General features: G+C 69.0%; 29 protein-coding genes and 1 pseudogene. 21 read left to right on the top strand and 9 right to left on the bottom strand.

Features of this window, described 5'->3' with window-relative positions:
- Positions 1 to 3: 3 nt before the first annotated feature.
- From AX690_RS23175 to AX690_RS02750, 6 genes are all read left to right on the top strand, one after another.
- Entirely contained in the window at positions 4 to 48 is a 45-nt protein-coding gene (locus tag AX690_RS23175; protein ID WP_197056745.1) for a hypothetical protein, read from the top strand.
- Between the two features lie 63 nt (positions 49 to 111).
- Positions 112 to 657 carry a GNAT family N-acetyltransferase gene (locus AX690_RS02770; RefSeq protein WP_066680552.1) on the top strand — a complete coding sequence of 182 codons (546 nt, stop codon included), beginning with the start codon at positions 112 to 114 and terminating at the stop codon, positions 655 to 657.
- Positions 658 to 696: 39 nt separating this feature from the next.
- Positions 697 to 1,269, top strand: a complete 573-nt coding sequence (locus AX690_RS02765) for a DUF1285 domain-containing protein (RefSeq protein ID WP_066680550.1) — start codon at positions 697 to 699, stop codon at positions 1,267 to 1,269.
- A complete protein-coding gene (locus AX690_RS02760; protein WP_066680548.1) occupies positions 1,266 to 1,916 on the top strand; it encodes a CoA pyrophosphatase in 651 nt (216 codons plus the stop codon). Before AX690_RS02765 ends, AX690_RS02760 begins: the two co-directional genes overlap by 4 nt.
- Before the next feature lie 46 nt (positions 1,917 to 1,962).
- A complete protein-coding gene (locus AX690_RS02755) occupies positions 1,963 to 3,180 on the top strand; it encodes a CCA tRNA nucleotidyltransferase (RefSeq protein ID WP_066730236.1) in 1,218 nt (405 codons plus the stop codon).
- 20 nt (positions 3,181 to 3,200) lie between these two features.
- Entirely contained in the window at positions 3,201 to 3,908 is a 708-nt protein-coding gene (locus tag AX690_RS02750) for a type 1 glutamine amidotransferase (RefSeq protein ID WP_156449541.1), read from the top strand.
- Here AX690_RS02750 and hemF read toward each other — a convergent pair whose 3' ends face one another.
- Positions 3,909 to 4,796 (bottom strand): oxygen-dependent coproporphyrinogen oxidase, encoded by an 888-nt coding sequence (hemF, locus tag AX690_RS02745; RefSeq protein WP_066685052.1) that lies wholly within the window; start codon positions 4,794 to 4,796, stop codon positions 3,909 to 3,911.
- Positions 4,797 to 4,922: 126 nt separating this feature from the next.
- On the opposite strand from hemF, the gene AX690_RS02740 reads away from it, so the two are divergent.
- Together AX690_RS02740 and AX690_RS02735 are read left to right on the top strand one after the other, a co-directional pair.
- Positions 4,923 to 6,206, top strand: coding sequence for an acetyl-CoA C-acyltransferase (locus tag AX690_RS02740; protein WP_066685050.1), 1,284 nt, complete (start codon positions 4,923 to 4,925; stop codon positions 6,204 to 6,206).
- 273 nt (positions 6,207 to 6,479) lie between these two features.
- The gene (locus AX690_RS02735; protein ID WP_066685047.1) at positions 6,480 to 6,782 is read left to right on the top strand and encodes a helix-turn-helix domain-containing protein; all 303 of its coding nucleotides are present in this window, start codon (positions 6,480 to 6,482) and stop codon (positions 6,780 to 6,782) included.
- Here AX690_RS02735 and AX690_RS02730 read toward each other — a convergent pair.
- Entirely contained in the window at positions 6,779 to 7,105 is a 327-nt protein-coding gene (locus AX690_RS02730) for a hypothetical protein (protein ID WP_066685045.1), read from the bottom strand. The two genes, AX690_RS02735 and AX690_RS02730, sit on opposite strands and share 4 nt — an antisense overlap.
- A 49-nt stretch (positions 7,106 to 7,154) precedes the next feature.
- Positions 7,155 to 7,805, bottom strand: a complete 651-nt coding sequence (phaR, locus tag AX690_RS02725; protein ID WP_066685042.1) for a polyhydroxyalkanoate synthesis repressor PhaR — start codon at positions 7,803 to 7,805, stop codon at positions 7,155 to 7,157.
- A 217-nt stretch (positions 7,806 to 8,022) separates the two neighbouring features.
- Between phaR and AX690_RS02720 the strand changes: the two genes are divergently transcribed.
- From AX690_RS02720 to AX690_RS02705, 5 genes and pseudogenes are all read left to right on the top strand, one after another.
- Positions 8,023 to 9,198 (top strand): acetyl-CoA C-acetyltransferase, encoded by a 1,176-nt coding sequence (locus AX690_RS02720; protein ID WP_066685040.1) that lies wholly within the window; start codon positions 8,023 to 8,025, stop codon positions 9,196 to 9,198.
- 88 nt (positions 9,199 to 9,286) lie between these two features.
- Complete coding sequence (locus tag AX690_RS02715) at positions 9,287 to 10,009, top strand: beta-ketoacyl-ACP reductase (RefSeq protein ID WP_066685038.1); 723 nt, start codon at positions 9,287 to 9,289, stop codon at positions 10,007 to 10,009.
- Positions 10,010 to 10,148: 139 nt separating this feature from the next.
- Complete coding sequence (locus AX690_RS02710; RefSeq protein ID WP_066685037.1) at positions 10,149 to 10,931, top strand: DUF4908 domain-containing protein; 783 nt, start codon at positions 10,149 to 10,151, stop codon at positions 10,929 to 10,931.
- Between the two features lie 156 nt (positions 10,932 to 11,087).
- A pseudogene (locus AX690_RS23535) lies at positions 11,088 to 11,258 on the top strand (LacI family DNA-binding transcriptional regulator); the annotation flags it as partial.
- The gene (locus AX690_RS02705) at positions 11,232 to 12,122 is read left to right on the top strand and encodes a LacI family DNA-binding transcriptional regulator (RefSeq protein WP_255357048.1); all 891 of its coding nucleotides are present in this window, start codon (positions 11,232 to 11,234) and stop codon (positions 12,120 to 12,122) included. The pseudogene AX690_RS23535 and the gene AX690_RS02705, both read left to right, overlap by 27 nt.
- Positions 12,123 to 12,196: 74 nt before the next feature.
- On the opposite strand, the gene AX690_RS02700 is transcribed toward AX690_RS02705, so the two are convergent.
- The 3 genes from AX690_RS02700 to gloB form a co-directional block, all read right to left on the bottom strand.
- Positions 12,197 to 12,637, bottom strand: coding sequence for a hypothetical protein (locus AX690_RS02700; RefSeq protein WP_066685031.1), 441 nt, complete (start codon positions 12,635 to 12,637; stop codon positions 12,197 to 12,199).
- Positions 12,638 to 12,783: 146 nt separating this feature from the next.
- Positions 12,784 to 13,266: a cupin domain-containing protein gene (locus AX690_RS02695; RefSeq protein WP_066685028.1), complete on the bottom strand. Its 483-nt coding sequence runs from the start codon at positions 13,264 to 13,266 to the stop codon at positions 12,784 to 12,786.
- A complete protein-coding gene (gloB, locus tag AX690_RS02690; protein ID WP_066685025.1) occupies positions 13,263 to 14,012 on the bottom strand; it encodes a hydroxyacylglutathione hydrolase in 750 nt (249 codons plus the stop codon). Before gloB ends, AX690_RS02695 begins: the two co-directional genes overlap by 4 nt.
- Positions 14,013 to 14,078: 66 nt before the next feature.
- Between gloB and AX690_RS02685 the strand changes: the two genes are divergently transcribed.
- The 3 genes from AX690_RS02685 (at position 14,079) to AX690_RS02675 (ending at position 16,889) form a co-directional block, all read left to right on the top strand.
- Entirely contained in the window at positions 14,079 to 14,864 is a 786-nt protein-coding gene (locus AX690_RS02685; protein WP_066685023.1) for a class I SAM-dependent methyltransferase, read from the top strand.
- Positions 14,865 to 14,942: 78 nt separating this feature from the next.
- Positions 14,943 to 15,287 (top strand): P-II family nitrogen regulator, encoded by a 345-nt coding sequence (locus AX690_RS02680; RefSeq protein ID WP_010918409.1) that lies wholly within the window; start codon positions 14,943 to 14,945, stop codon positions 15,285 to 15,287.
- A 90-nt stretch (positions 15,288 to 15,377) separates the two neighbouring features.
- Complete coding sequence (locus AX690_RS02675; RefSeq protein WP_066685021.1) at positions 15,378 to 16,889, top strand: phospholipase D-like domain-containing protein; 1,512 nt, start codon at positions 15,378 to 15,380, stop codon at positions 16,887 to 16,889.
- Here the strand turns inward: AX690_RS02675 and AX690_RS02670 are convergent.
- From AX690_RS02670 to AX690_RS02660, 3 genes are read right to left on the bottom strand one after another with little or no spacing between them, the layout of a single operon-like run.
- On the bottom strand, positions 16,846 to 17,625 hold the full coding sequence (locus tag AX690_RS02670) for an endonuclease/exonuclease/phosphatase family protein (protein WP_066685019.1): 780 nt from the start codon (positions 17,623 to 17,625) through the stop codon (positions 16,846 to 16,848). The two genes, AX690_RS02675 and AX690_RS02670, sit on opposite strands and share 44 nt — an antisense overlap.
- The gene (metW, locus tag AX690_RS02665; RefSeq protein WP_082769461.1) at positions 17,622 to 18,284 is read right to left on the bottom strand and encodes a methionine biosynthesis protein MetW; all 663 of its coding nucleotides are present in this window, start codon (positions 18,282 to 18,284) and stop codon (positions 17,622 to 17,624) included. Before metW ends, AX690_RS02670 begins: the two co-directional genes overlap by 4 nt.
- Positions 18,281 to 19,441, bottom strand: coding sequence for a homoserine O-acetyltransferase (locus AX690_RS02660; RefSeq protein WP_066685017.1), 1,161 nt, complete (start codon positions 19,439 to 19,441; stop codon positions 18,281 to 18,283). Before AX690_RS02660 ends, metW begins: the two co-directional genes overlap by 4 nt.
- 79 nt (positions 19,442 to 19,520) lie before the next feature.
- Between AX690_RS02660 and AX690_RS02655 the strand changes: the two genes are divergently transcribed.
- From AX690_RS02655 to AX690_RS02635, 5 genes are read left to right on the top strand one after another with little or no spacing between them, the layout of a single operon-like run.
- Positions 19,521 to 20,036, top strand: a complete 516-nt coding sequence (locus tag AX690_RS02655; protein WP_066685067.1) for a histidine phosphatase family protein — start codon at positions 19,521 to 19,523, stop codon at positions 20,034 to 20,036.
- On the top strand, positions 20,033 to 20,377 hold the full coding sequence (locus AX690_RS02650) for a DUF952 domain-containing protein (RefSeq protein WP_066685013.1): 345 nt from the start codon (positions 20,033 to 20,035) through the stop codon (positions 20,375 to 20,377). Before AX690_RS02655 ends, AX690_RS02650 begins: the two co-directional genes overlap by 4 nt.
- The gene (locus AX690_RS02645) at positions 20,374 to 21,432 is read left to right on the top strand and encodes a quinone-dependent dihydroorotate dehydrogenase (RefSeq protein WP_066685010.1); all 1,059 of its coding nucleotides are present in this window, start codon (positions 20,374 to 20,376) and stop codon (positions 21,430 to 21,432) included. The genes AX690_RS02650 and AX690_RS02645 overlap by 4 nt, the downstream gene beginning before the upstream one ends.
- Complete coding sequence (locus tag AX690_RS02640) at positions 21,429 to 22,166, top strand: TVP38/TMEM64 family protein (RefSeq protein ID WP_066685006.1); 738 nt, start codon at positions 21,429 to 21,431, stop codon at positions 22,164 to 22,166. The genes AX690_RS02645 and AX690_RS02640 overlap by 4 nt, the downstream gene beginning before the upstream one ends.
- Positions 22,167 to 22,175: 9 nt before the next feature.
- Positions 22,176 to 23,669, top strand: a complete 1,494-nt coding sequence (locus AX690_RS02635; protein ID WP_066685004.1) for a HAMP domain-containing sensor histidine kinase — start codon at positions 22,176 to 22,178, stop codon at positions 23,667 to 23,669.
- Positions 23,670 to 23,727: the final 58 nt, after the last annotated feature.

Below are 23,727 nucleotides of genomic sequence, written 5' to 3'. Positions count from 1 at the left end.
GGCATGCGACGCCTGCGACGAATGCCGCGCGAACGCGCCACGATCTGAACCTCTCCCCTCGCGCCTTCGCGTCGGGAGCCCCCGACGTTCTTTCGCATTTCCCGAAGGCCGATGACCTCCGTTCCAAAGACCCTCGACACTTCGCCCGCCTATCCGCCGCTGGTCCTTGAGACCCCGGCGATGGAGGCCTCCGTCACCGCCCTGATCGACCGGGTGTTCGGCCCTGGCCGTTTCGCCAAGTCGTCCGAGCGCCTGCGCGAGGGCAACACCCTGCTGGCCGACTGCTCGTTCGTCGCCTTGCGGGACGGGCGGCCGGTGGGCTGCTGCCGGATGTGGCCGGTGACGATCGGCGGCGAGGCCGTGGCCTTCCTCGGCCCGTTGGCCGTCGATCCGGATGAGCGCAGCGCGGGCCTGGGCCAGGCCCTGGTCGAGAGCGCCTGCGAGGCCGCCCGCGCGGCCGGCTGGCGCGCGGTGCTGCTGGTCGGCGATGGCCCCTATTTCGGCCGCATCGGCTTCACCAACGCCCACACGGCCGATGTGACCATGCCGGGGCCGGTGGATCAGCGCCGGGTGCTGCTGCTGCCGCTGCGCGAGGGCGGCGACGAGGGGCTCTCGGGTCCCGTCGCCATCGCGCCGGGCCAACGCGCGACGTCATGATCGCTTGAGCCGGACGGCGGGACGGCCTAACTGATCGGTATGACCGACGCGCCCGCCAAGACTGGCCTGGAAGGCGTCGCCCAGGCCGCCAAGGACGCGGGGGCCTCCGGCGAACGCGGCCTGCCGCCGGTATGGCTGTGGAATCCCCCTCATTGCGGCGAGATCGACATCCGCATCGCCAAGGACGGGACCTGGTTCCACGAGGGCACGCCCATCGGCCGCGAGGCGCTGGTGCGGCTGTTCTCGACGGTCCTGCGGCTCGACCCGGACGGCTATCACCTGGTCACGCCCGTCGAGAAGATGAAGATCACGGTCGAGGACGCGCCGTTCATCGCCACGCGCGTCGACCAGGAGGGCGACACGCTCGTCTTCCAGACCAATGTCGGCGATACCGTCGTCGCCGGTCCCGACAACGCCATCCGCGTCGAGATCGACCCGGCGACCGGCGAGCCGCGGCCCTATGTGCACGTGCGTCGCGGCCTTGAAGCCCTGATCGCCCGGCCGGTGTTCTACGAGCTGGCCGAACTGGCGACGCCGAAGGACGGCGTCTGGGGCGTGACGTCGAACGGCGCCTTCTTCCCGATCGCGCCTCCGGGGTCAGCGCCGGCATGACGCGAGACGAACGCCGCGCCTGGATCGCCAGCCGCCTCGACCCGATCGACCAATACGATCCCAGCCTCGCCAATCCGCTGCGGTCGGACTTCGATCTCAATCCGGGCCTGAAGGTCGATAATCCCCACGCCCTGCGTCCCGCCGCCGTGCTGGTCGGGCTGGTCGAGCATGAGGAGGGCCTGACCGTCCTGCTGACCCGGCGCTCGGACACCCTGCGCAGCCACACCGGCCAGATCGCCTTTCCGGGCGGCCGCTGCGACCCTGGCGAGACGCCCTGGACCACGGCCCTGCGCGAGGCCAACGAAGAGGTGGGCCTCGACCCGGCCTGCGTGACCCTTGCGGGCCTGCTGCATGGCTACCAGACCGTGACCGGCTTCCACGTGACGCCGGTGGTCGGCTTCATCGACCCGCGCGCGACCTTCGTCCCTAGTCCGGAAGAGGTGGCGGACGTCTTCGAGACGCCGTTCGACTTCCTGATGGATCCGGCCAACCACCAGCGCCAGCACCGCGAGGCGCCCGGCGGCGAGCGGCGGCACTTCTACGCCATGCCGTGGAACGACCGCTTCATCTGGGGCGCGACGGCGGGCATGCTGCGGTCGCTGTATGAGCGGCTGTATGACGACGCGCCCGAGGCGCTGACGGGCTGAGGGAGAACAAGGCTTGAGCGGCGTATCGATCGGCGTGCCCCCCTGGATGGCGCTGCCCCAGACTCAGGCGGTGATCGCCGCCCTCGAGGCCAAGGGCGGCGCTGGCTGCGCGCGCTTCGTCGGCGGTTGCGTTCGCAACGCCCTGATGGGCAAGCCGGTCGACGACGTCGACATCGCCACCACCCTGACGCCGGACCAGATCATCGAGGCGATCGAGCAGGCCGGGCTGCGCGCCGTACCAACCGGCGTCGAGCACGGCACGGTCACGGCGCTGTCCGGCGGTCGGCCCTATGAGGTCACGACCCTGCGCCGCGACGTCGCCACCGACGGCCGCCGGGCGGTGGTCGCCTTCACCCTGGACTGGGCCGAGGACGCCGAGCGCCGCGACTTCCGGTTCAACGCCCTCTACGCGGACGCCGAGGGGAGGGTCTACGATCCGGTCGGTCAGGGTATCGAAGATGCGCGGGCGGGACGGGTGGTCTTCGTCGGCGATCCGATGACCCGCATCCGCGAGGACTATCTGCGCATCCTGCGCTTCTTCCGCTTCCAGGCCTGGTACGGCCGGGGCGAGCCGGACGCCGAGGCCCTGGCCGCCTGCGCGGCGCTGAAGGACATGCTGCTGGGCGGCACGGCCGAGCGCATTCAGAAGGAGCTGCTGAAGACGCTGGCCGCCGATGATCCGCGCCCCGCCTTCCGCCTGATGGCCGCCACCGGTATCCTGGCCGCGATCCTGCCGACGGTGCAGTCGCTAGCCCGCTTCGACGCCCTGGTCGCCATCGAGACCGAGCAGTTGTTCGAGACCGACGCCCTGCTGCGCTTCGCCGCCATGACGCCCGACGACGGGGAGGCCAAGGCGTTGGCCGAGCGCCTGCGCCTGTCCAACGCCGACCGCGATCGCATCGTCGAGGCCAAGACCGACGGTCCGAGGATCGTCTCGTGGATGAGCCCGCGCGAGGCTCGCCGGGCGATCTACGCGATCGGCCCGCGCGCCTTCCGCGACCAGGTCAAGCTCGCCTGGGCCGCCTCGGAGCGCGCCTCGACCGCGCCGCAGTGGCGCGCGCTGCTGGCCCTGGCCGAGACCTGGACGCCGCCCGCCCTGCCGCTGTCCGGCGAGGAAATCCTGAAGGCCGGCGTGCCCAAGGGGCCGATGGTCGGCAAGGTGATGCGCGAGGTCGAGCTCTGGTGGATCGACCAGGACTTCATCGAGGACAAGTTCAGCGTCATCGAACGCCTGAAGGCCGTCGCCCAGGGCATGGTCTATTGAGCCAGATGACGGAGACGCGCTTGAAGATCGGGCTGCTCGAGACCGGCGAACCGCCGGGCGATCTGCTGCAAGCCTATGGCGGCTATGGCGCGATGTTCCAGGCGCTGCTGGGGTCTAGCCACATCTACCGCGCCTACGACGTCCAGCGCGGCGAGCTGCCCACGGACCCGGCCGAGAACGACGCCTATGTGATCACCGGCTCGGCGGCCGGCGTCTATGACCCGCTGCCGTGGATCGAGCCCCTCAAGACGTTTCTGCGCCAGGCCAAGGGCGGGACGCCGCTGGTCGGCGTCTGCTTTGGCCACCAGATCATGGCCGAGGCTTTCGGCGGCAAGGTCGTGAAGTCCGACAAGGGTTGGGGCGTCGGCCTGCACGCCTATGACGTGGTCGATCCCGCCCCGTGGATGGACGGCGCCAATGCGGTGGCCGTGCCCGCCTCGCATCAGGACCAGGTCGTCGAGCTTCCGATGGGCGCCCGCGTTCTGGGCGGCAGCGCCTTCACGCCCTACGGCATCCTGTCCTACGACGAGGCCAGGGCGATCTCGATGCAGTTCCACCCGGAGTTCGATCCGGCCTACGCCAAGGCCCTGATCGAGGCTCGCCGCGGGACGCGCTTTTCCGAGGAACAGGCCGACGCGGCGATCGCCAGCCTGAGCCAGGCGAACGACCGCGCCCGGATGGCCGAGTGGATCAACCGCTTCCTGGCGCAGGCGGCTTCCAGGCCCTGATCAGGGCCATTTCACCGCCGGCGGCATGGAGCTGAGGATCGACTCGACATTGCCGCCGGTCTTGAGGCCGAACGTCGTGCCGCGGTCATAGAGCAGGTTGAACTCGACATAGCGGCCGCGCTGGACCAGCTGCTGTTCGCGTTCTTCCGGCGTCCAGCTCTCTCCCATCCGGCGACGCACCAGCGTCGGATAGATCTCGAGGAAGGCGCGGCCGACGTCCTGGGTGAAGGCGAAGTCGCGCTCCCAGTCGCCGCTGTCGTGGTGGTCGTAGAAGATGCCGCCGACGCCGCGCGGCTCGTTCCGGTGCGGCAGGAAGAAGTACTCGTCGCACCAGGCCTTGTACTTCGCATGCCAGGCCGGATCGTACTTGTCGCAGGCGCGCTGGTAGGCGGCGTGGAAGTCGATGGCGTCCGGGAAGTCCTGTTGGCGCTGGTAGCCCAGCAGCGGCGTCAGGTCGCCGCCGCCGCCGAACCAGCTCTTGGTCGTGGCGATGAAGCGGGTGTTCATGTGCACGGCCGGCACGCGCGGGTTGGTCATGTGCGCGATCAGGCTGATGCCGGTGGCGAAGAAGCGCGGATCCTGGTCGGCGCCCGGCATGTTCTTGGCCATCTCGGGCGTGAAGGTCCCGTGCACGGTCGAGACGTGGACGCCGACCTTCTCGAACAGGCGGCCATGCATCATGCCCATGACGCCGCCGCCGCCGGCTTCGCGGGTCCAAGGTTTCTTCTCGAAGCGGCCGGGCGCGCCGGGATAGAGGTCCGCCGGGGCCTCGTCCTCCAGGCGCTCGAACTCGGCGCAGATCTGGTCGCGCAGGCTTTCGAACCATGCCCGGGCGCGGGCCTTCTTGGCGTCCAGGCTTTGGGCGTCGAGGTCTTGTTCGGTGCTCATGATCGCCGATTAAGCCGCCCAGCGCGCGCGTGCAAAGGTTGAAGTCGTCGGGACGACGAAATTCGACAAGCGGCGGGCAGCGATCCCATATAGGCGAGGACATTCCGTCGCTTCGGAGCTTTCGCCATGGCCGCCGTCTCCTCCTCTTCCGCCGCTGGCGTCTGGCTCGCCTCGGGCGTTCGCAGCCCCTTCGCCAAGGTCGACGGCGCCCTGGCCGGTCATGACGCGATCAGTCTGTCGGTCCCGGTGGTCAAGGCGATGCTGGCCAAGGCCAAGCCCGACTTCGCGGTCTGGGGTACGGTCATCCCGAACCTGACCTGGAGCAACCTGGCGCGCGAGGTGCTGCTGGACGCCGGCGGCGACCCGACCATCCCGGTCTTCTCGACGGTCATGGCGTGCTCGACCAGCATGATCGCCGCGATCGAGGCCGCCGGCATGGTCGACGGACGCGGCCGCGATCTCGCCCTGGTCGGCGGCGTCGAGAGCATGAGCCGGGTGCAGCTCGGCTTGTCCGTCGCCCTCTCCGACTGGATCCGCAAGTTCCAGAACGCCAAGACCGGCCAGCAGCGGCTGGCGGCGCTGGGCGCGCTGAACCTGAAGGACGTGCGCCTCTTCATCCCCAAGGTGGTCAACCGCGTCACCGGCCTCTCCATGGGCGAGCACACCGAGATCACCGCCAAGGAATGGAACCTGTCCCGCGCCGATCAGGACGCCATCGCCCTGGCCAGCCATCAGGGCGCCGTGCGCGGCTGGGAGAACGGCTTCTTCGACGATCTGGTCATCCCCGTGGGCGAGGCCCGGCGCGACAGCATCCCGCGCAAGGACACCTCGCTGGAGAAGCTGGCCAAGCTTGGCCCCGCCTTCGACAGGACCAGCGGCAAGGGCACGCTGACGGCCGGCAACTCCTCGCCCCTGACCGACGGGGCGGCCGCGGTCTGGGTGGGCTCGGCGGCGGGCATGGCGCGCCTGCCCGGAGAGACGCCCAAGGTGCGGCTGATCGACTACGAGGTCACCTCGATCGACCTGCGTCACGAGGGACTCTTGATGGCGCCGGCCTACGGCGTGCCGCGCATGCTGGCGCGCAACGGCCTGACCTATGCCGACATCGGTCTGTGGGAAATTCACGAGGCCTTCGCCGCCCAGGTGCTGTCGCACATCGCCGCCTGGGAGAGCGCCAAGTTCCTGAGCGAAAAGGCCGGGGTGACCGCGCCGATGGGCGCCTTCCCGCGTGAGCGGATGAACCCCAATGGCGGCAGCCTCGCCCTGGGCCACCCATTCGGGGCCACGGGCGCGCGGATCATCAGTCAGGCGGTGAAGGAGTTGGCCTCGCGTCCGAAGGGCGAGCGGGCCATCGTCAGCATCTGCGCCGACGGCGGCCAAGGCACGATGATGCTGCTGGAGAGCGCTTAACCCCATATCCGATCTCCCCGGCGAATGCCGGGGTCAAGATCGAGACAAGAGCCTAACCGGCTCTCATGGCGTGTTGGCGGGTCATTCCAAACCGCTCAGGATGAATCTGGGCCCCGGCATTCGCTGGGGAGGTCGGGATAGATTAGGTCAGGGCCGTGAAGATCAGGGCCACGATCGTGACGTCGAAGATGCGGATGGCGAGGGACAGCATGACGGGCTCGCGACGTTGAATTCCCCAGCGGTTAAGCAAGTTTCACGCCAAGGCAGTCGCTGATGGCCCTGTTCTTCGACCAGGCCTGGTATGACGCGCGCCTGGCCGAGCGGGGCTTGGATCGCGCCGTCCTGGCCGCCGCGGCGGGCATGAGCGAGGCCGAGCTGGCCCTGGCGTTCAAGGATCAGCGCGAGCTGTCGATGCGAGAAGTCTCTGTTTTCGCGGAGCTTCTAGGCGTTCCGGCGGCCGAGGCGGCGTCCCGCGCGGGCGTGCGGCCGCCGCCGGTCAGCGACGCGCAGCGGATCGCGGCGCTGGAAGCGCGGGTCGCCGCCCTGGAAGCCGAACTGGCCGCGTTGAAGCGCTAGATGTTGGTCTTCTTGATCAGGCCGGCCTTGGGACGGCGATCGGCGGGACCGGAATATTCCGTGCCGAGATAGGTCGATCTGGCCGCGTTGAGCACTTCCTGCCCACCGCGCAGGCCGCGCTTCTGACCGACTTGGCCCATCAGGTGGGCGGCGAAGGCGGCGAAGCCTTCGCGGCGCGGCGGAGGGGCGGCGGGCTGTTCGTCCTCGTCCTCGGCCGAAAGAACGGTCTCTTCGGCGTCCTCATGACGGCTGGCGTCGCGCGGCGCGGGCAGGGCGCGTCGCGTGAGGCCAAGGCGTCGAATGGGGTCGATCGGGCCGTTCATGCAAGGGACGGTAGAGAGAGGACGGTTAAGAAGGTCTCGCCAGGCGTGGTTAAGACTTGGTGGCCAGCTTGGCGATCTGTTCCTGCATCGCCGCCAGCTGACGCTTGAGGTCGGCCAGCGAGTCGTCGGTCGGCGCGGCGGGCTGCGCGGCCGGCGCCGGCTCGGGCGTCGGGGCGGGCGCGTCCTCGGGACGGACATAGGCGAACGGCGAGAACATCTTCATGGCGCGGTCGAACAGCGCCATGTTCTGGCGGATCTGCTCTTCATAGACGCCCATGCCCGGCATCTTGCCCGGCGCCATGTTGGCCAGCTGGCCGCGCAGGCGCTCCTGCTGCTTGGTGAAGCTCTCCAGCGACATCTCCAGGTACGAGGGCAGGAAGGCCTGCATGGAGTTGCCGTAGAAGCCGATCAGCTGACGGAGGAACTGGATGGGCAGCAGGTTCTGGCCGCCGCCGCGGTTCTCTTCCTCGAAGATGATCTGGGTCAGCACCGAGCGGGTGATGTCGTCGTTCGTCTTGGCGTCATAGACCACGAAGTCGACGCCTTCCTTCACCATCTCGGCCAGGTGCTCGAGGGTGACGTAAGAGGAAGACGCTGTGTTGTAGAGGCGACGGTTGGCGTATTTCTTGATGATCACGCGCTGGCCGGCCGTTTTTTCGGTCCCGGCGGCCGTTTCGCCTTTTTCAGGGTTCTCGGACATTTCGTTCCCTAGACAGCGGTTACGTCCGCTTTTCGCATCGCACTATCGCGAATGCAAAGGCATGGCGCCAGTGGTCTGATGACTTGGAGCCGTCATCAAGCCATGAAAATGTGCTGATGACGAAGGCGTCAGGGATGTGCAAGGTGGTGCTGCACTGCAAAAACAACGGCGCCGCGATCGCGAAGGCGCCGCTTCGGATCGTTACGGGAGCTATCGCATGAGCGACGTCGTCATCGTTTCCGCCGCCCGCACGCCGGTCGGCTCATTCAACGGGGCGCTGTCCAGCCTGCCCGCGTCGGAACTGGGGAAGGTCGCCATCGAGGCCGCCATCTCGCGCGCCGGCTTGCAGCCGAATGACGTCGACGAGGTGATCCTGGGCCAGGTGCTGCAGGCGGGCGCGGGCCAAGGGCCGGCGCGCCAGGCGTCGGTGAAGGCCGGCGTCCCGGTCGAGAGCCCCGCCTGGAGCCTGAACCAGCTGTGCGGTTCGGGCCTGCGCGCCGTGGCGCTGGCGGCCCAGCAGATCGCCGCGGGCGACGCCAAGGTCGTCGTGGCCGGCGGCCAGGAAAGCATGAGCCAGGCGCCGCACGCCCAGAACCTGCGCGGCGGCCAGAAGATGGGCGACCTGTCGTTCGTCGACACGATGATCAAGGACGGTCTGTGGGACGCCTTCCACGGCTACCACATGGGCCAAACGGCCGAGAACATCGCCTCGCGCTGGCAGATCACCCGCGCCGACCAGGACGCCTTCGCGGTCGCGAGCCAGAACAAGGCCGAGGCCGCCCAGAAGGCCGGCAAGTTCGATGACGAGATCGCGCCGGTCACGATCAAGGGCCGCAAGGGCGATACGGTCGTCGACAAGGACGAATACATCCGCCACGGCGTGACGCTGGAGAGCATCTCGGGCCTCAAGCCGGCCTTCACCAAGGACGGCTCGGTCACCGCCGCCAACGCCTCGGGCCTCAATGACGGCGCCGCGGCCCTGGTTCTGATGAGCGCCGATGAAGCCAAGGCGCGCGGCCTGAAGCCCCTGGCGCGCATCGCGTCCTGGGCCAACGCCGGCGTCGAGCCCGAGATCATGGGCACGGGGCCGATCCCCGCCAGCAAGAAGGCTCTGGAAAAGGCTGGCTGGACGGTGGCCGACCTGGATCTGGTCGAAAGCAATGAAGCCTTCGCCGCCCAGTCGCTGTGCGTGGTCCGCGAGCTGGGCCTCGACCCGGCCAAGGTCAATGTCAATGGCGGCGCCATCGCCATCGGCCACCCGATCGGCGCGTCGGGCGCGCGGGTGCTGACCACCCTGCTGCACGAAATGAAGCGTTCGGGCGCCCAGAAGGGCCTCGCCACGCTGTGCATCGGCGGCGGCATGGGCGTGGCCATGTGCGTCGAGGCGGTCTGACCGCCTAAAAGTCACCGGGGACGCGCGCTCGGCGTTGGAGCCGGGCGCGTGGTGACGAAGAACCAAGAACAATAATCGGGAGAGAGAAATGACGAGAGTTGCGTTCGTGACGGGGGGGACCCGCGGTATCGGCCGGGCGATCTGCGAGCGGTTGATCGCCGACGGCCACAAGGTGGCGGCCGGCTATTCCGGCAACGAGGCCGCGGCCGAGGCCTGCGCCAAGGACCTGGGCGTGATGGTGGTGAAGGGCAATGTCGGCTCGTTCGACGACTGCCAGGCCGCCGTGAAGAAGGTCGAGGCCGAGCTTGGGCCGATCGACATCCTGGTCAACAACGCCGGCATCACCCGCGACGGCATGCTGCACAAGATGACCTACGACCAGTGGTCGGAAGTGATCCGGGTCAACATGGACTCGGCCTTCAACATGACCCGCCCGGTGATCGAGGGCATGCGCGACCGCAGCTGGGGCCGGATCATCAACATCAGCTCGATCAACGGCCAGAAGGGCCAGATGGGCCAGACCAACTATTCGGCGGCCAAGGCCGGCCTGATCGGCTTCACCAAGGCCCTGGCGCTCGAGAACGCCAAGAAGGGCGTCACGGTCAACGTGATCTGCCCCGGCTATATCGACACCGAGATGGTGGCTGCGGTGCCCGAGAACGTGCTGGCCGGCATCATCGCCGGCATCCCCGTCGGCCGCCTGGGCCGGGGTGAGGAGATCGCGGACATGGTCTCGTTCCTGGCCGGCGAGCGGGCCGGTTTCGTGACCGGCGCCACGCTCACCCTCAACGGCGGTCAGTACATGGCCTGATCGGCCGCTCCGTATGGACCGCATCCCCCGAACTCGGGCTTGACGGCTGCTGTGGCGTTTTGGCCTCATGCGCCCGTCTTCGGGGGAACGACGCTTTGCCGTCCAAGATTCGCCCCAGTCGGCGGGCAGTACGGATCGCATGAAATTCTGTAAGGCGGAGTTGGGCGTGAGCGGGGCGAAAGCGGCCCTGGCGATCCTCGCTCTGATGCTCATGGCGGGGGCGGCCGACGCTCAGCAGTTGCCGCATTCGCTGCGGGACGCCCTGCTGGGCCACAAGGGCGCGGCCGAGGCCCGGCGCGTGGCGGCCCCGCCGGTCGCGCGCTATGTCTCCGAAACGGGCGGGACCTTCGTCTTCGACAAGGCCGCCCGGCAGCCCCTGATCAAGTTCGACAACAGCACCGAGGTCTGGGTGCTGTCGCCCCAGCCCGCCTCGCGCGGCGACGTCATCTATCGCAACGACTTGGGCGAGCCGGTCCTTCGGGTCACCAAGTTGGGCGGCGTGATCCTGTTTACCGACGACGCGCCCATGGGCGCCGCGGTGGCGTTGTCGGGACGCGCGACCTCGATCCAGCCGCCGGCGGTCCTGTCGATCGCCGCCCTGTTCCAGCGCCTGGTGATCGCGGCCAATCGCGCCAGCCGGGCCGCCCAGCGCCAGGTCGAGTTCGCCACGCTGGAAGACGCCCGGCCCGAGACCTCCGTCCTGATCGCCGACTCCGCCATCGTGACGGCCGAAGCGTTCGAACAGGCGGCGCGCAAGGGCGACAGATCGCTGCTCTCGAAGATCGGGCGCGTGCTGCTGACCGAAGGCCGAAAGCCTGGCGCGCAGCTGAAGGACGGCTCGCTGATCGTCACCTACGCCCCCGGCCAAGGCCTGGCGGGCCGCCCCTCGTCCAAGCGCATCATCAAGGTGATGGACCGCTAGGACCTAAGATCGTGACGGCGTAACCATAAAGCCTTAGGTCGTGTTTACTCTCGGCCGATACCAGCGTTCTGAAATGCATGTCCGTGTGCGCGTCCCGCCTGGCCGGCGGCGGCGTTCGCGCGGGCGTTTCTCGTCTGCAAGGTCTGCCTGGTCGTCATGGATAGCCCCGATCTCGTTCTGGCTCCCGAGCGTGGCCGCCTGAAGATGGCCGATATCGCACGCATGGCGGGCGTATCGATCTCGACGGTGTCGCGGGCCTTGGCCGGCAATCCGCTGATCCCGAAAACCCTGCGGGATCAGATCGTCGAGATCGCCCAGACCCACGGCTATGTCGTCAACCAGTCGGCCCGCAGCCTGCGCCTGCGCAAGACCGACACCATCGGCGTCATCATCCCCCTGGCCCACGAAGCCGGGCAGATGATCTCCGATCCGTTCTTTCTGGAGATGGTCGGCCGCCTCGCCGATGAGATCACGCGCCGCGACTACCTGGTGCTCTTGAACAAGGTGATCACCACCGAGCCGGGCTGGCTGGATAGGATCATCCAGTCCCACCGCGCCGACGGCCTTCTGATCATCGGCCAGAGCACCCAGCATGAAGCGCTCAATAGCGTCGCCGACACCTATCGTCCGATGGTCGTCTGGGGCGTGCCCATTCCAGATCACCGCTATTGCCTGGTGGGCAGCGACAATCATGAAGGCGGGCGCCTGGCCGTGTCGCATCTGATCGCGCGAGGGCGGCGCCGGATCGCTTTCCTGGGCGAGATCGACGCGCCCGAGGCGGCGCAGAGGTTCGAGGGGTACCGGAAGGGTCTTGAGGAAGCGGGCGTCGCCTTCGATCCGGCCCTGGTGATCCGGTCGCACTACACCCGCGGCGACGCTCAAAACGCCATGGAGAGCCTGCTGGCCTCGGGTGTCGAATTCGACGCCGTGTTCGCATTCTCCGACGTCCTGGCCCTGGCCGCGCTGACGACGCTGCAGCGGGCGGGCAAGAGCGTGCCCAGGGACGTGGCGGTGGTCGGGTTCGACGATATTCTGCTGGCTCAGCACAGCGCGCCGCCGCTCACCACGATCCGTCAGGACCTGGAGGCGGGCGCGCGGATCATGGTCGATCTGCTGTTCCGCCGCATGGAGGGGGTCGCCTCTCCCTCGACGATCTCGCCGGTGGAGCTGGTGGTCCGCGAGAGCGCCTGAGGCGGCTAGAGCATTTTCCGATAAGTGTGAAACGGTTATCGGATCGAAAAATGCTCTGAACTTTTGGAGTAGAGCTAGCTGGCGTCCACGCCGACCGACTTCAGCTCTTTCAGAAAGCGCATCAGGCTCTGGTGCGAACGGCGCAGGCTGTGCATGAACTCGGGCTTGGCGAACACTTCCTGCGGAACGATGAAGCCTTCTCGCCCGACGCGCTTGGCGACGCCGCGGTCCAGCATCTCGACGAACCGGCGGCGGACGGTCTCGTAGGGGAGGCCGAGCGAATCCGCGACCTGACGCACCGTCAGCGGGCGACGCTCATGATCTGGCGGCACGTCCTCGAGTTCGGAATAGACCGAGCCGCGCAAGTGCGAGGTGTTCCCAGCCCAAAGTGTCGTGAAGACAAGGCTATACAGAATGTCCGCGTGGTGGACTTCATTCGCGATCTCAACCCACCGCAACATGTAATCGGTCGCATAGCGATGGACGGCGCGAACGTTCGCGAACTCTTCGGACATTTGTAGAGAAGCTCCCCCTGCAATCAGCCTTTGGGCTGAATTGAAAAGGATTGCATGCCTACAATGTCAAAGCCATGCGACCAAGTTGCCCAGTTTGAGTATTAGGCAGAAGTGCTGCGGCGAAAGGTCGCGGTGGTCGCCCAGGACTAGGCGCGGGAAGGCGTCCAGTCCGGCGCGGCCATTTCGAAGCCTTCAAACCGGAAGCCCGGCGCGACGGTGCAGCCGACCAGGGTCCAGGCGCCCAGGCTGACGGCGGTCTGCCACCACGACGTCGGCACGACCACCTGGGGGCGGCAGCCCGCGCGCAGGTCCGGCCCCAGCACATAGGCGGTGGCGCCCTTGCCGTCGGGCGGCGACAGGCTGATCGAGATCGGCGCGCCCGCGTACCAGTGCCAGGTCTCGACCGCATCGACCCGGTGCCAGACTGAGACTTGGTCGGCCTCGAGCAGGAAGTAGATGCAGGTCGACTTCGCCCGGCCGTCCGGGCCCGGCTCGTCCTGGAAGGTCTGGCGGTACCAGCCGCCCTCCGGATGCGGCTGGAGGTCCAGCATCCGGATGATTTCCTTGGCGCCCAGGTCGCCGGCGAGGGCCCCTATGGTGCGATTTGACTCGATCACGCTGCTGCTCATCCCTTGAAGCTATCCTTGGCGGCGCGGATCTCGGCGAAGGCCTCGGCGGCCGTGGCCGCGTCGGGACGCAGCAATGGCGCGCGCAGGAATGGATTGGTCGCCTTCTCGGCGGCGATGGTGGTGGGCACGGTCGGCTCGCCGCGCTCGCGAGCGGCGAACACGGCGTCGACCCGCGCCCTCAAGGCCGGGCCGTCGTCGACCGACAGCGCGAAGCGTGCGTTCGAAGCGGTGTATTCGTGCGCGCAATAAACGGTGGTCTGGCCGGGCAGGGCGGCCAGCCGCGACAGCGAGGCCCACATCTGCTCGGCCGTGCCCTCGAACAGGCGGCCGCAGCCCAGGGCGAACAGGGTGTCGCCGACGAAGGCGATCCCGTCGGCCGCGTCGTGATAGCTGATATGGCCCAGGGTGTGGCCGCCGGTGTCCAGCACGTCGAAGCGGGTCTCGCCCAGCATGATCGTATCGCCGTCCCGGAGCGCGCGATCCAGCGGCGCGATCCGCGTCACCTCCTCGGGACCCGCGATCGTCGCGCCCGTCGCCGCCTTCAGCGTCGCGTTGCCGCCGGCGTGGTCCGGGTGCCAGTGGGTGTTGAGGATCAGGTCCAGCGTCCAGCCCAGCGCGCCCAGCTTCGCCAGGATCGCCTCGGCGTCGGGCGTGTCGATCGTCGCGACCTGGCCGCTGGCCTCGTCGCGAACGAGAAAGCCGTAGTTGTCGGACAGGCAGGGGAACTGATGGACGGTGATCGGCATGGCGCTAGCTCTATCGCCACGACGCGGGCGCGAATACAAGGGTGACCTCCAAGCTCGGGAGACTCAATGCGCCGCGACGTGCTCGATCTCAGGGCCTTCTACGCCGCCCCGCTGGGGCGTGCCGCCCGGACCATGCTGACGCGAAAGGTCGAGGAAGCCTGGGGCGACACCCGGGGCCTGGACGTGCTGGGCCTCGGCTACGCCACGCCGTTCCTCGACGCCGCCCGCGCCAACGCCCGCCGCGTCGTCGCCGTCATGCCGGCTCAGCAGGGGGTCGAGGTCTGGCCCCACGGCGGCCGCAACCAGGCCTGTCTCGTCGAAGAGACGGCGCTGCCCTTGCCGAACGCCCTGTTCGACCGCGTGCTGGCCGTCCATGCGCTGGAAGAGGCCGACGACCCCGCCGCCCTGCTGGCCGAGATCGGCCGGGTCATGGCGCCGACCGGCCGCCTGATCGTCGCGGTCTCGTCGCGCGACGGCGTTTGGGCTGGGGCCGAGGGCACGCCCTTCGGCCACGGGCGTCCCTACAGCCGCAGCCAGCTGGAGAGCCTGATCCGCGAGGCGGGGCTCGAGCCCGCCGGCTGGACGCGGGCGCTCTATGTGCCGCCGTTCGCCGCCATGTCGGGCTGGGCCGAGGGCTTCGAGCAGGTGGGGGCGCGCCTGTGGCCGCGCTTCGCCGGCGTGATCCTGATGGAGGCGATCAAGCAGACCTTCGCCGTGAAGCCCCAGGGGCGAAAGGCGCCGGCGCGCGTGTTCGCCCCGGGCGTGCTGCTGCCCAGTCCCGCCGGCCCGGCCCCGGTGCGTCACGGCAAGGGGCGCCCGGCGCCCGTTCATAAGGCGCCGAGCAAGCCTTGAGCGCGAACGGGCTTGGAGCCGGGCCTTCGGACGCCTAGCTTGGAGTCGCAATCCCCTGTTCGCTCGTTGGAGCCCGCCATGAAGATGATCGTCGCCGTGATTAAGCCGAGCCGCCTGGACGCGGTGCTCGAAGCGGTCACCGAGGCGGGGGCGTCCGGCCTGACGGTGACCGAGGTGCGCGGCTATGGCCGGCAGAAGGGCAAGACCGAGGTCTATCGCGGCGCAGAATACGAAGTGAAGCTGCTGCCCAAGGTGAAGCTGGAGATCGCCGTGCCGACCGACGTGCTCGAGCCCGTGATCGAGGCCCTGCAGCGCACCGCCAACACCGGCAAGATCGGTGACGGCAAGGTCTTCGTGATGGACCTGGAGCAGGCCCTGCGCATCCGCACCGGCGAACGTGACGCGGCCGCCATCGCGGGATAACGTCCGAGCGTCTTTCGACACGACCTCGCCTTGAAGCGGAGCCATAGCTAGGCTCCGCGCGTTGTCCAGGTTCACGGCGTTCAGGGCGACATGGATTCTGTTTCTTCCGTTTTTGAGCCGGGCCAGACCTGCTGGCGCGTCGAGGCCGCCGACCGGGTGGCCTTGATGATCGACAACGACGAGACGTTCGACGCGCTCAAGCCGCTTCTATTGTCGGCCAGGAAGTCGATCTGGATCCTGGCCTGGGTGTTCGATCCGCTGACGCGCCTTGATCCCGACCGCGTGCGCAAGAGCCGCGACCCGATCCAGGCCGACCGCATCGGCTTGATCCTGCGCCGGCAGGCGGCGCTGAACCCGGCGCTGGACGTGCGGGTGCTGACCTGGGACATGCCGTTTCCGATCGCGGCCTCGCAGCTGTTCGGGCCGCATCGCGGGGCGGCCTTCTTCGCCGGCTCGCGGGTGAAGTATCGGCTGGACGCCACCCTACCGGCCAGCGCCTGCCACCACCAGAAGGCGGTGATCATCGACGGCGTCACCGCCCTGGTCAGCGGCGGCGACATCGGCGTGGATCGCTGGGACGACTGTCGCCACCTGGACAACAATCCGCTGCGTCGGCTGCCGACCGGCCGCCACTATCCGCCGCGCCACGAAGTCTCGATGCTGGTCGACGGCCGCGCCGCCGAGGCGGTGGCCGACCTGTTCATCGATCGCTGGCGCGCTTCGGGCGGGGACGCGATCGAGCGCCCGGCGCGGCCCGAGGTCACCCCCTGGCCCGACTACTTGAGGCCCGATCTGAGGCGCTTGCCCGTCGCGGTGGCCCGCACCTCGGCCGAATGGCGGGGCCGTCCGGAGATCACCGAGTGCCTGCTGCTGCACCTGGCGGCGATCCGAAGCGCGCGACGGCTGATCTATCTGGAGAACCAGTACCTGACCTCGCCGATCATCGTCGAAGCGCTGGCCGAGCGCCTGTTCGAGTCGGACGGTCCAGAGGTCGTCACGGTCGGCCCGGCGCGCAGCCCCAGCTATTTCGACCAGATGACCATGGACAGCGCCCGGATCGCGGCGATCAACCGCCTGCGCGAGGTCGACATCCACAAGCGCTTCTCGGCCTTCTCGGCCCATACGCCCAATGGCGGGCCGATCATCGTCCACTCCAAGGTGACGATCATCGACGACCGGCTGCTGCGGATCGGCTCGGCCAATCTCAACAACCGCTCCATCGGCCTCGACAGCGAGTGCGACCTGGCCTTCGAGGCGCGCACCGATCTCGAGCGCCAGACCGTTAGGGCGTTTCTGGGACGGCTGGTCGGCCACTTCATCGACCGCTCGGCGAACGACGTGCTGAAGGCGATGGAGCGGGAAGGCGGTCTGGCGGCGGCGATCAACGCGCTGGACGTCCACGGCGGCCCGCCGCGTCGCTTAAGGCCGGCGCCGGTCCGTAAGCTGGGGCGCATCCAGAAGTTCATCGCCGACTGGAGCCTGGGCGACGCCGTGGCGCCCGACGACGCCTGGCGGCCGTGGGGACGTCGCGCGCGCCTGAAGCGGGATCTGGCGCGGCTTACCGCTCCGCCGCCGGCGCCGCCGGAGCGTCTGCAGCCGTGATCTCAAGCTCGACCACCAGCGGCAGGTGGTCCGAGGCCATCCGCGCGCGGGCGTCATAGGGCGAGCGCACGCCGCGCGTCTCCAAGCCTTTCGTCAGGAAGACGTGGTCGATGCGCATGAACGGGAAGCTGGACGGGAAGGTCGCGGTCGCCGGGCGCGGCCAGGCGGGCGACGGCGCCTGGGCGTCGCGCAGGGCCGTGCGCAGCATCCGATAGGTCGCCGAATAGGGCGTGGCGTTGAAGTCGCCCAGCACCACCCCCGGCGCGACCCAGGCGTCGTCGCCCATCCAGTCGGGACCCAGCAGGGCGGCGGCCTGGCGCTTCTGCTCCTGGGGCACCAGGCCCAGGTGGGTGTTGATGATTTGCACCTTGGTTCCGCCGACCTCGACCTCGACCCACAGCGCGCCGCGCGGCTCCAGCCCCGGCACGCGGCGATAGAGCGGCAGGCCCTTGGCCTTGATGCGGCGCTCGGGCAGGGCGGTCAGGATGGCGTCGCCATAGAGCTCCTCCTCCACGGCCATGGCCGGGTGGAAGTGGAAGCTCATCTTCAGCAGTTCAGCCAGGCGATGGGCCTGGTCGACGCCGCGCGTGCGAGCGCGCCGCACATCCAGCTCCTGCAGGGCCACGACGTCGGGTTTCTCGGCGGCGATCACCTCGGCCACACGCTCCACGTCGAGCTTGCGGTCGGCGCCCACGCAGCGGTGGACGTTGTAGGTCATCAGACGGAGCGTCTTCATCCGCCGAAAAGATCGCCCGAACCCGGCGAAGGTTCCCGGATCGCGGGTCCGCCATTGCGGCTGAGCATGAAGAGGCAGCTTTCCGAGCGCCAATTCTCGATCGCCTTGGTCGGGTCGATCGGCCGCGCCGCGCCCTTGCCGGCGAAGGCGGCGCAGGCGTCGACCCGCAGGTTCAGGTCCTCGGTCAGGACCATGAAGTCGGCGAGGGTGCAGAGGTGGATGTTCGGCGTCGACCACCAGGGCAGGGGCAGGGCCTTGGTCTCGGGCATCCGCCCGCGGCTCAGCAGCGACCAGCGCACGCGCCAGTGGCCGAAGTTGGGGAACGAGACGATGGCCCGCTCGGCGATGCGCAGCAGCTCGTTGAGGACATGGCGCGGATTGCGCGTCGCCTGAAGCGTCTGGGACAGAACCGCGTAGTCGAACGAGCGGTCGGGGAAGTGGTCGAGGTCCTGATCGGCGTCGCCCTGCACCACCGCCAGGCCGCGCGCCATGCAGGCGGCGACGCCGCTGGCGCTGAGCTCCAGGCCACGGCCGTCGATCTGCTTTTCATGCGCCAGGAGGTCCAGCAGCGCGCCTTCGCCGCAGCCGACGTCCAGCACGCGCGAGCCGGGGCGCACCAGGCGCAGGATCTCGCGGAAGTCCTCGCGGATGATCGTCACGCCAGCCCCCGATCGCGTTCGGCCGAACTGATGAAGCCGGCCAGGGCCGCGTCCATCACCGGCTCGTCCAGCAGGAAGGCGTCGTGGCCCTTGTCGCTCTCGATCTCGACGAAGGCGGCCTTGGCGCCGGCGGCGGTCAGGGCGCGCACCAGGTGGCGGCTCTCGGCCGTGGGGTACAGCCAGTCGCTGGTGAAGCTCAGCACGCAGAATCGCACGTTCCGCGCAGCCGTGAAAGCCTTGGCCAGCACCCCGCCATGGGCGGCGGCGATGTCGAAATAGTCGGTGGCCCGCGTGATGTAGAGATAGCTGTTGGCGTCGAAGCGATCGACGAAGCTGGCGCCCTGGTGGCGCAGGTAGCTCTCGACCTGGAAGTCGGCGTCGAAGCCCCAGGACAGGCCGTCGCGCTTCAGCTCGCGGCCGAACTTCCGCTGCAGGGCCGGTTCCGACAGATAGGTGATGTGCGCGGCCATCCGCGCGACGGCCAGGCCCTTGCTGGGCTGGACGCCGTGCTCGGCATAGGCGCCGCCGCGCCAGTCCGGGTCGGCCATGATCGCCTGGCGTCCCACCTCGTGGAAGGCGATGTTCTGGGCCGAGTGGCGCGAGGCCGAGGCCAGGACCACGACGCTGAACACCCGCTCGGGATAGTCGACCGCCCACTGCTGGGCCTGCATGCCGCCCATCGATCCGCCGATCACGGCGAACAGGGTCTCGACGCCCAGCGCCTTCACCAGCATGGCCTGGGCGCGCACCATGTCGGCGATGGTGATGACGGGGAACGTCAGGCCGTAGGCCTTGCCGGTGGCCGGATTGATCGAGGCGGGGCCGGTCGAGCCCATGCAGCCGCCGATCACGTTCGAGCAGATGATGAAGTGCTTGTTCGGGTCCAGCGGCTTGCCGGGCCCGATCATCCGCAGCCACCAGCCGGGCTTGCCCGTCGTCGGGTGCGGCGAGGCCACGAACTGGTCGCCGGTCAGGGCGTGGCAGATCAGGATGGCGTTGGACTTGTCCGCATTCAGCTGACCATAGGTCTGGTAGCCGATCTCCAGCCCTTCCAGCACGGCGCCGGAGTCGAGCCACAGGGGCTCGTTGGCGGGAAACCGCCAGGTTCCCCCACCAGCAGGCGGGGCGGCGGGCGTGATCGGATCGAGCGCAGCCATGCCCGCCTTGGAGCGCTTGGCGAAGAAGGTGTCAACCGCCCGCTTCCTGCCAGGCCAAGGTGCGGCTATGGAGGACGCCATGGACCGACTGATCCTGATGCGCCACGGCAAGGCCGAGCGGCACGCCCAAAGCGGGGGCGACTTCGAGCGCGCGCTGGTCGACAGCGGCCGCGCCGACGCCGCCGTCATGGGCCGTATCCTGGCCGATGCGGGAGTCGCGCCCGCCCTGCTGCTGGTCTCCTCGGCGCGGCGCACGCGCGAAACCGCCGAGCAGGTGCTGACGGCCCACGGCCAGAAGGCGCGGGTCGAGCATCTGCGCGACCTCTATCACGCTGAGCCGGAAGACATCCTGCAGGCGCTGGAAGATCACGGCGAAGGCGCTGGGACGGTGATGGTGGTCGGCCACAATCCCGGCCTGCACGAACTGGCGCTGCGGATGGCCGTGCAGGGCGGCGCCTCGCCGATCCAGACCAACAAGCTGCGCGGCCGCTTCCCGACCGCCACGGTCGTCGTCTTCGCCTGGAATGGCCAGAACGCGCCGACGCTGGAGCATCTCTTCTACGCCCATGAACACGGCGGAGCCGGCGGCGAATGACCCTGGTCTACAAGATCCTGTCGCGCGCCGAGTGGGCGGCCGCCCAGGCTGCTGGCCGTTTCGACGGCTCGGCCGTCGACCTCGCCGACGGCTTCATCCATTTGTCGGCCGCCGACCAGGCCCAGGACACCGCCGCCAAGTGGTTCCACGGCCAGGCCGACCTCGTCCTGCTGGGCGTCGAGACCGAAGGGCTGGGCGACGCCCTGAAGTGGGAAGCCTCGCGCGGCGGGGCGCTGTTCCCACACCTCTACCGCCCGCTGCTGATCAGCGAGGTGATCAGCCAGCGCGATCTTGTTCTGGACGCCGACGGCGTGCCGCAACTGGGCGTTCTTTCCGCATGAGCCTTCACGACGTCGTCGCCCGCGCCCTGCACGCTCTTGACCCCGAGGACGCGCACGGCCTGGCCATCAAGGGGCTGAAGCTGGGGCTTGGACCGCGCGACGCCGGCCCCGACGATCCAATCCTGGCGGTGCAACTGGCGGGCCTGTCGCTGCCTAACTGCATCGGCCTGGCCGCCGGCTTCGACAAGAACGCCGAGGTTCCCGACGCCATGCTGGCCGCCGGCTTCGGCTTCGTCGAGGCGGGCACGGTCACGCCGCTGGCCCAAGCCGGCAATCCGCGTCCGCGCTTGTTCCGCCTGACCGAGGATCAGGCGGTGATCAACCGCATGGGCTTCAACAATGGCGGACTTGAGCCGTTCGCCGCGCGCCTGTCCGCGCGCAAGAGTCGTGGCGGCGTGGTCGGCGCGAACATCGGCGCCAACAAGGACGCGACCGATCGCATCCAGGACTATGTCACCGGCCTCACGCGCCTGTGGGGGCTGTCGGACTATTTCACCGCCAACATCTCCTCGCCCAACACGCCGGGCCTGCGCGCGCTGCAGACCAAGGCGGCGCTGGAGGAACTGCTGGGGCGCCTGGCCGAGGCGCGGGCGGGCCTGAAGGCTCGGTCCGGCCGGGACTATCCGATCTTCCTGAAGGTCGCGCCGGATCTCGATGACGGCGAGGTCGAGGCGATCGTCGAGACTGTCGTGGGGGCGAAGCTCGATGCGATCATCGTCAGCAACACCACCATTGCGCGCCCCGACAGCCTGAAATCGCCTCTGGCCGGCGAGAGCGGCGGCCTGTCGGGCGCGGCCCTGCTTGAGCCCTCGACGGCGGTGCTGAAGCGCTTTCACGCCGCCTCGGCCGGCCGTGTGGCCCTGATCGGCGCCGGCGGCGTCGCCAGCGGCGCGGACGCCTACGCCAAGATCCGCGCCGGCGCGCAGGCCGTGCAGCTCTATTCGGCGCTGGTCTATGGCGGGCCGGGCCTGGTCGTGCGGATCAAGCGCGAGCTGGCCGCGCGCCTGCGGGCCGACGGCTTCGCGGCCGTGCAAGACGCGGTCGGCGCCGCATGACGCGCGATCGGGCCCTGACGCTGCTGCGCCGTTTCGGGCCCTTGGCGCTGATCGTCATCCTGTTCGTCGCGGCCTTCGCCAGCGGTCTGGCCGACCACATTTCGCTGGAGGAGCTGCGCGCCCGCGGCTCGGCGCTGCAGGCCTTCGCCCATGAAAGGCCGCTGCTTTGCGCGGCGATCTATCTGGCGATCTACATCAGCTCGGTGGCGATCTCGTTGCCTGGAGCGCTGGTCCTGTCGCTGACCGGCGGCTTCCTGTTCGGCCCCATTGGCGGCGGCTTCGCGGCCGTGACCGGCGCCACGGGCGGCTCGACCATCACCTATCTCGTCTTCCGCACCGCCTTCGGCGACATGCTGCGCAAGAGGCCGACCGCGTTCCTGGCCAAGGTCGAGGCGGGCTTCAAGGGCGACGCCTTCAACTATCTGCTGACCCTTCGCCTGATCCCCGCGTTCCCCCTGCTGGTGGTCAATGTGGCGGCGGGCGTCATGAACATCCGGGCGCGAATCTTCATCCTGGCCTCTATCCTCGGCATGATCCCGAGCTCTTTCGTCTATGCCGGCATCGGCGCGGGGTTGGGCCATATATTCGCCAAGGGCGGGGCGGCGACGGTGGAGACCCTGTTCTCGCCGCGCATCTATCTGCCGATCATCGGCATGGGCGTGCTGGCCTTTCTGCCGCCGTTGTGGCGCCATTGGCGCAAAGGGCGCGGGATCGCGCTGTTGGACGAGAAGTAGCCGCCCCGGATGGTCGAAACGGTTTCGCCGTCGGAGACTGAGACCGCCCCGCCCCGGAAACGTTTTCCGTGGCCCGGCGGCCTGTCGGCGCGCCTGCTGCTGTTCACGGCGGTGGTCGTCGCGTTTGGCGGCCTGCTGATCCTGCCGCCGGCCCTGGCGGCCTATGAAGAGCAGTGGCTGCTGGACCGCGTGCGCGCTGGCGAACTGGCCTCGACCATCGCCGAGTCCGATCCCGAACTGCGGGTCAGCGACGCCGTCGCCAACCAGATGTTCGACCAGGCCGGCGCGGTGACCGTCGCCGTGCAGGTCGACGGCGCTCGGCGCCTGGTGCTGCCGCCCAAGCAGCCGTTCGAGACGACGCCCTATCTCGTCGACCTGCGCCGCCAGAACCCTGGCTCCTGGCTGGCCGCGCCGTTCTTCACCCTGACCAGCCCCAAGGGCAGCATGGTGCGGGTGATGGCCGAGCCGCGTTACCGCAAGGCCGAGTTCGTCGAGGTCGTGCTGCCCGACGCCCCGCTGAAGGCCAAGCTGGTGGGTTATCTCTGGCAGCTCGCGGGCGTGACGGTGTTCGTGGCGGGCCTGGCGGGCCTGCTCGTCTACGCCTTCCTGAACATCTTCCTCGTGCGGCCCATGCAACGCATCACCCGGGCGATGGAGTCCTTCCGGAGCGATCCGGACGATCCGGCGGCGCGACTCGTCCCCTCCAATCGCCGCGACGAGATCGGCCGCGCCGAGCTGGAGCTGGACCGGATGCAGGCCGACCTGCTGGCGGCCCTGGCCTCCAAGGCGCGCCTCGCGGCGCTGGGCGAGGCGGTGGCCAAGATCAATCACGACCTGCGCAACATGTTGACCAGCGCCCAGATGGCCTCGGACCGCCTGGCCGCGCTCGGCGATCCGAAGGTGGCCCAAGCCCTGCCGCGCCTGGAGCGGGCCCTGGACCGCGCCATCACCCTGGCCTCCGACGTCATGGCCTACGGCAAGTCCAAGGAGCCGGCGCCGGTGGTGCGGCCGACGCCGCTGCGCCCGGCGCTGGACATGGCGGCGGAGGACGCCGGGCTGACGGCCAAGGGCGTGAAGCTGGAGACGGTGATCGATCCGCGCGAGCAGGTGCTGGCCGACCCCGACCAACTCCACCGCATCCTGACCAACCTGCTGCGCAACGCCCGCGAGGCGATCGAGGGCGCGCCGGACCGGGGCGGCAAGGGCAAGGTGTTCGTCGAGCTGCGCCGCGCCGACGGCGCCAGCGTGCTGCGTCTGTCGGATGACGGCCCTGGCGTGCCGGAGCGCGCCCGCGCCAACCTTTTCCAGCCGTTCGTGGGTTCGGCCCGGCGCGGCGGCACGGGCCTGGGCCTGGCCATCGCGCGCGAGCTGGCCCAGGGGCACGGCGGCGATTTGGTGCTGGTGGAAACCGGACCCGGCGGTTCGGTGTTCGATCTTACTCTGGCCGGCGTTCCCGAGCCGCTGCCAGAACCCGACGACCGCGCCGACGCCTCGGCGGAGTGAGTTCTTGTCTTAACGCGTTTCTGACGACGAGCGGGCGTTCACGTCGTCGGGAGACGCT

The organism is Caulobacter sp. CCH9-E1 (genome assembly GCF_001556515.1).
Taxonomy (GTDB): Bacteria; Pseudomonadota; Alphaproteobacteria; order Caulobacterales; family Caulobacteraceae; genus Caulobacter.
The sequence above is the reverse complement of the archived record's forward strand: the minus strand, read 5'-3'. Positions and strand labels throughout refer to the sequence as shown.

Coding starts and splice junctions, on each gene's coding strand:
- AX690_RS02770 (WP_066680552.1), top strand. CDS start 112: ATGACCTCCGTTCCAAAGACCCTCGACACTTCGCCCGCCTATCCGCCG.
- AX690_RS02765 (WP_066680550.1), top strand. CDS start 697: ATGACCGACGCGCCCGCCAAGACTGGCCTGGAAGGCGTCGCCCAGGCC.
- AX690_RS02760 (WP_066680548.1), top strand. CDS start 1,266: ATGACGCGAGACGAACGCCGCGCCTGGATCGCCAGCCGCCTCGACCCG.
- AX690_RS02755 (WP_066730236.1), top strand. CDS start 1,963: ATGGCGCTGCCCCAGACTCAGGCGGTGATCGCCGCCCTCGAGGCCAAG.
- hemF (WP_066685052.1), bottom strand. CDS start 4,796: ATGAGCACCGAACAAGACCTCGACGCCCAAAGCCTGGACGCCAAGAAG.
- AX690_RS02740 (WP_066685050.1), top strand. CDS start 4,923: ATGGCCGCCGTCTCCTCCTCTTCCGCCGCTGGCGTCTGGCTCGCCTCG.
- AX690_RS02735 (WP_066685047.1), top strand. CDS start 6,480: ATGGCCCTGTTCTTCGACCAGGCCTGGTATGACGCGCGCCTGGCCGAG.
- AX690_RS02730 (WP_066685045.1), bottom strand. CDS start 7,105: ATGAACGGCCCGATCGACCCCATTCGACGCCTTGGCCTCACGCGACGC.
- phaR (WP_066685042.1), bottom strand. CDS start 7,805: ATGTCCGAGAACCCTGAAAAAGGCGAAACGGCCGCCGGGACCGAAAAA.
- AX690_RS02720 (WP_066685040.1), top strand. CDS start 8,023: ATGAGCGACGTCGTCATCGTTTCCGCCGCCCGCACGCCGGTCGGCTCA.
- AX690_RS02715 (WP_066685038.1), top strand. CDS start 9,287: ATGACGAGAGTTGCGTTCGTGACGGGGGGGACCCGCGGTATCGGCCGG.
- AX690_RS02710 (WP_066685037.1), top strand. CDS start 10,149: ATGAAATTCTGTAAGGCGGAGTTGGGCGTGAGCGGGGCGAAAGCGGCC.
- AX690_RS02700 (WP_066685031.1), bottom strand. CDS start 12,637: ATGTCCGAAGAGTTCGCGAACGTTCGCGCCGTCCATCGCTATGCGACC.
- AX690_RS02695 (WP_066685028.1), bottom strand. CDS start 13,266: ATGAGCAGCAGCGTGATCGAGTCAAATCGCACCATAGGGGCCCTCGCC.
- gloB (WP_066685025.1), bottom strand. CDS start 14,012: ATGCCGATCACCGTCCATCAGTTCCCCTGCCTGTCCGACAACTACGGC.
- AX690_RS02685 (WP_066685023.1), top strand. CDS start 14,079: ATGCGCCGCGACGTGCTCGATCTCAGGGCCTTCTACGCCGCCCCGCTG.
- AX690_RS02680 (WP_010918409.1), top strand. CDS start 14,943: ATGAAGATGATCGTCGCCGTGATTAAGCCGAGCCGCCTGGACGCGGTG.
- AX690_RS02675 (WP_066685021.1), top strand. CDS start 15,378: ATGGATTCTGTTTCTTCCGTTTTTGAGCCGGGCCAGACCTGCTGGCGC.
- AX690_RS02670 (WP_066685019.1), bottom strand. CDS start 17,625: ATGAAGACGCTCCGTCTGATGACCTACAACGTCCACCGCTGCGTGGGC.
- AX690_RS02660 (WP_066685017.1), bottom strand. CDS start 19,441: ATGGCTGCGCTCGATCCGATCACGCCCGCCGCCCCGCCTGCTGGTGGG.
- AX690_RS02655 (WP_066685067.1), top strand. CDS start 19,521: ATGGACCGACTGATCCTGATGCGCCACGGCAAGGCCGAGCGGCACGCC.
- AX690_RS02650 (WP_066685013.1), top strand. CDS start 20,033: ATGACCCTGGTCTACAAGATCCTGTCGCGCGCCGAGTGGGCGGCCGCC.
- AX690_RS02645 (WP_066685010.1), top strand. CDS start 20,374: ATGAGCCTTCACGACGTCGTCGCCCGCGCCCTGCACGCTCTTGACCCC.
- AX690_RS02640 (WP_066685006.1), top strand. CDS start 21,429: ATGACGCGCGATCGGGCCCTGACGCTGCTGCGCCGTTTCGGGCCCTTG.
- AX690_RS02635 (WP_066685004.1), top strand. CDS start 22,176: ATGGTCGAAACGGTTTCGCCGTCGGAGACTGAGACCGCCCCGCCCCGG.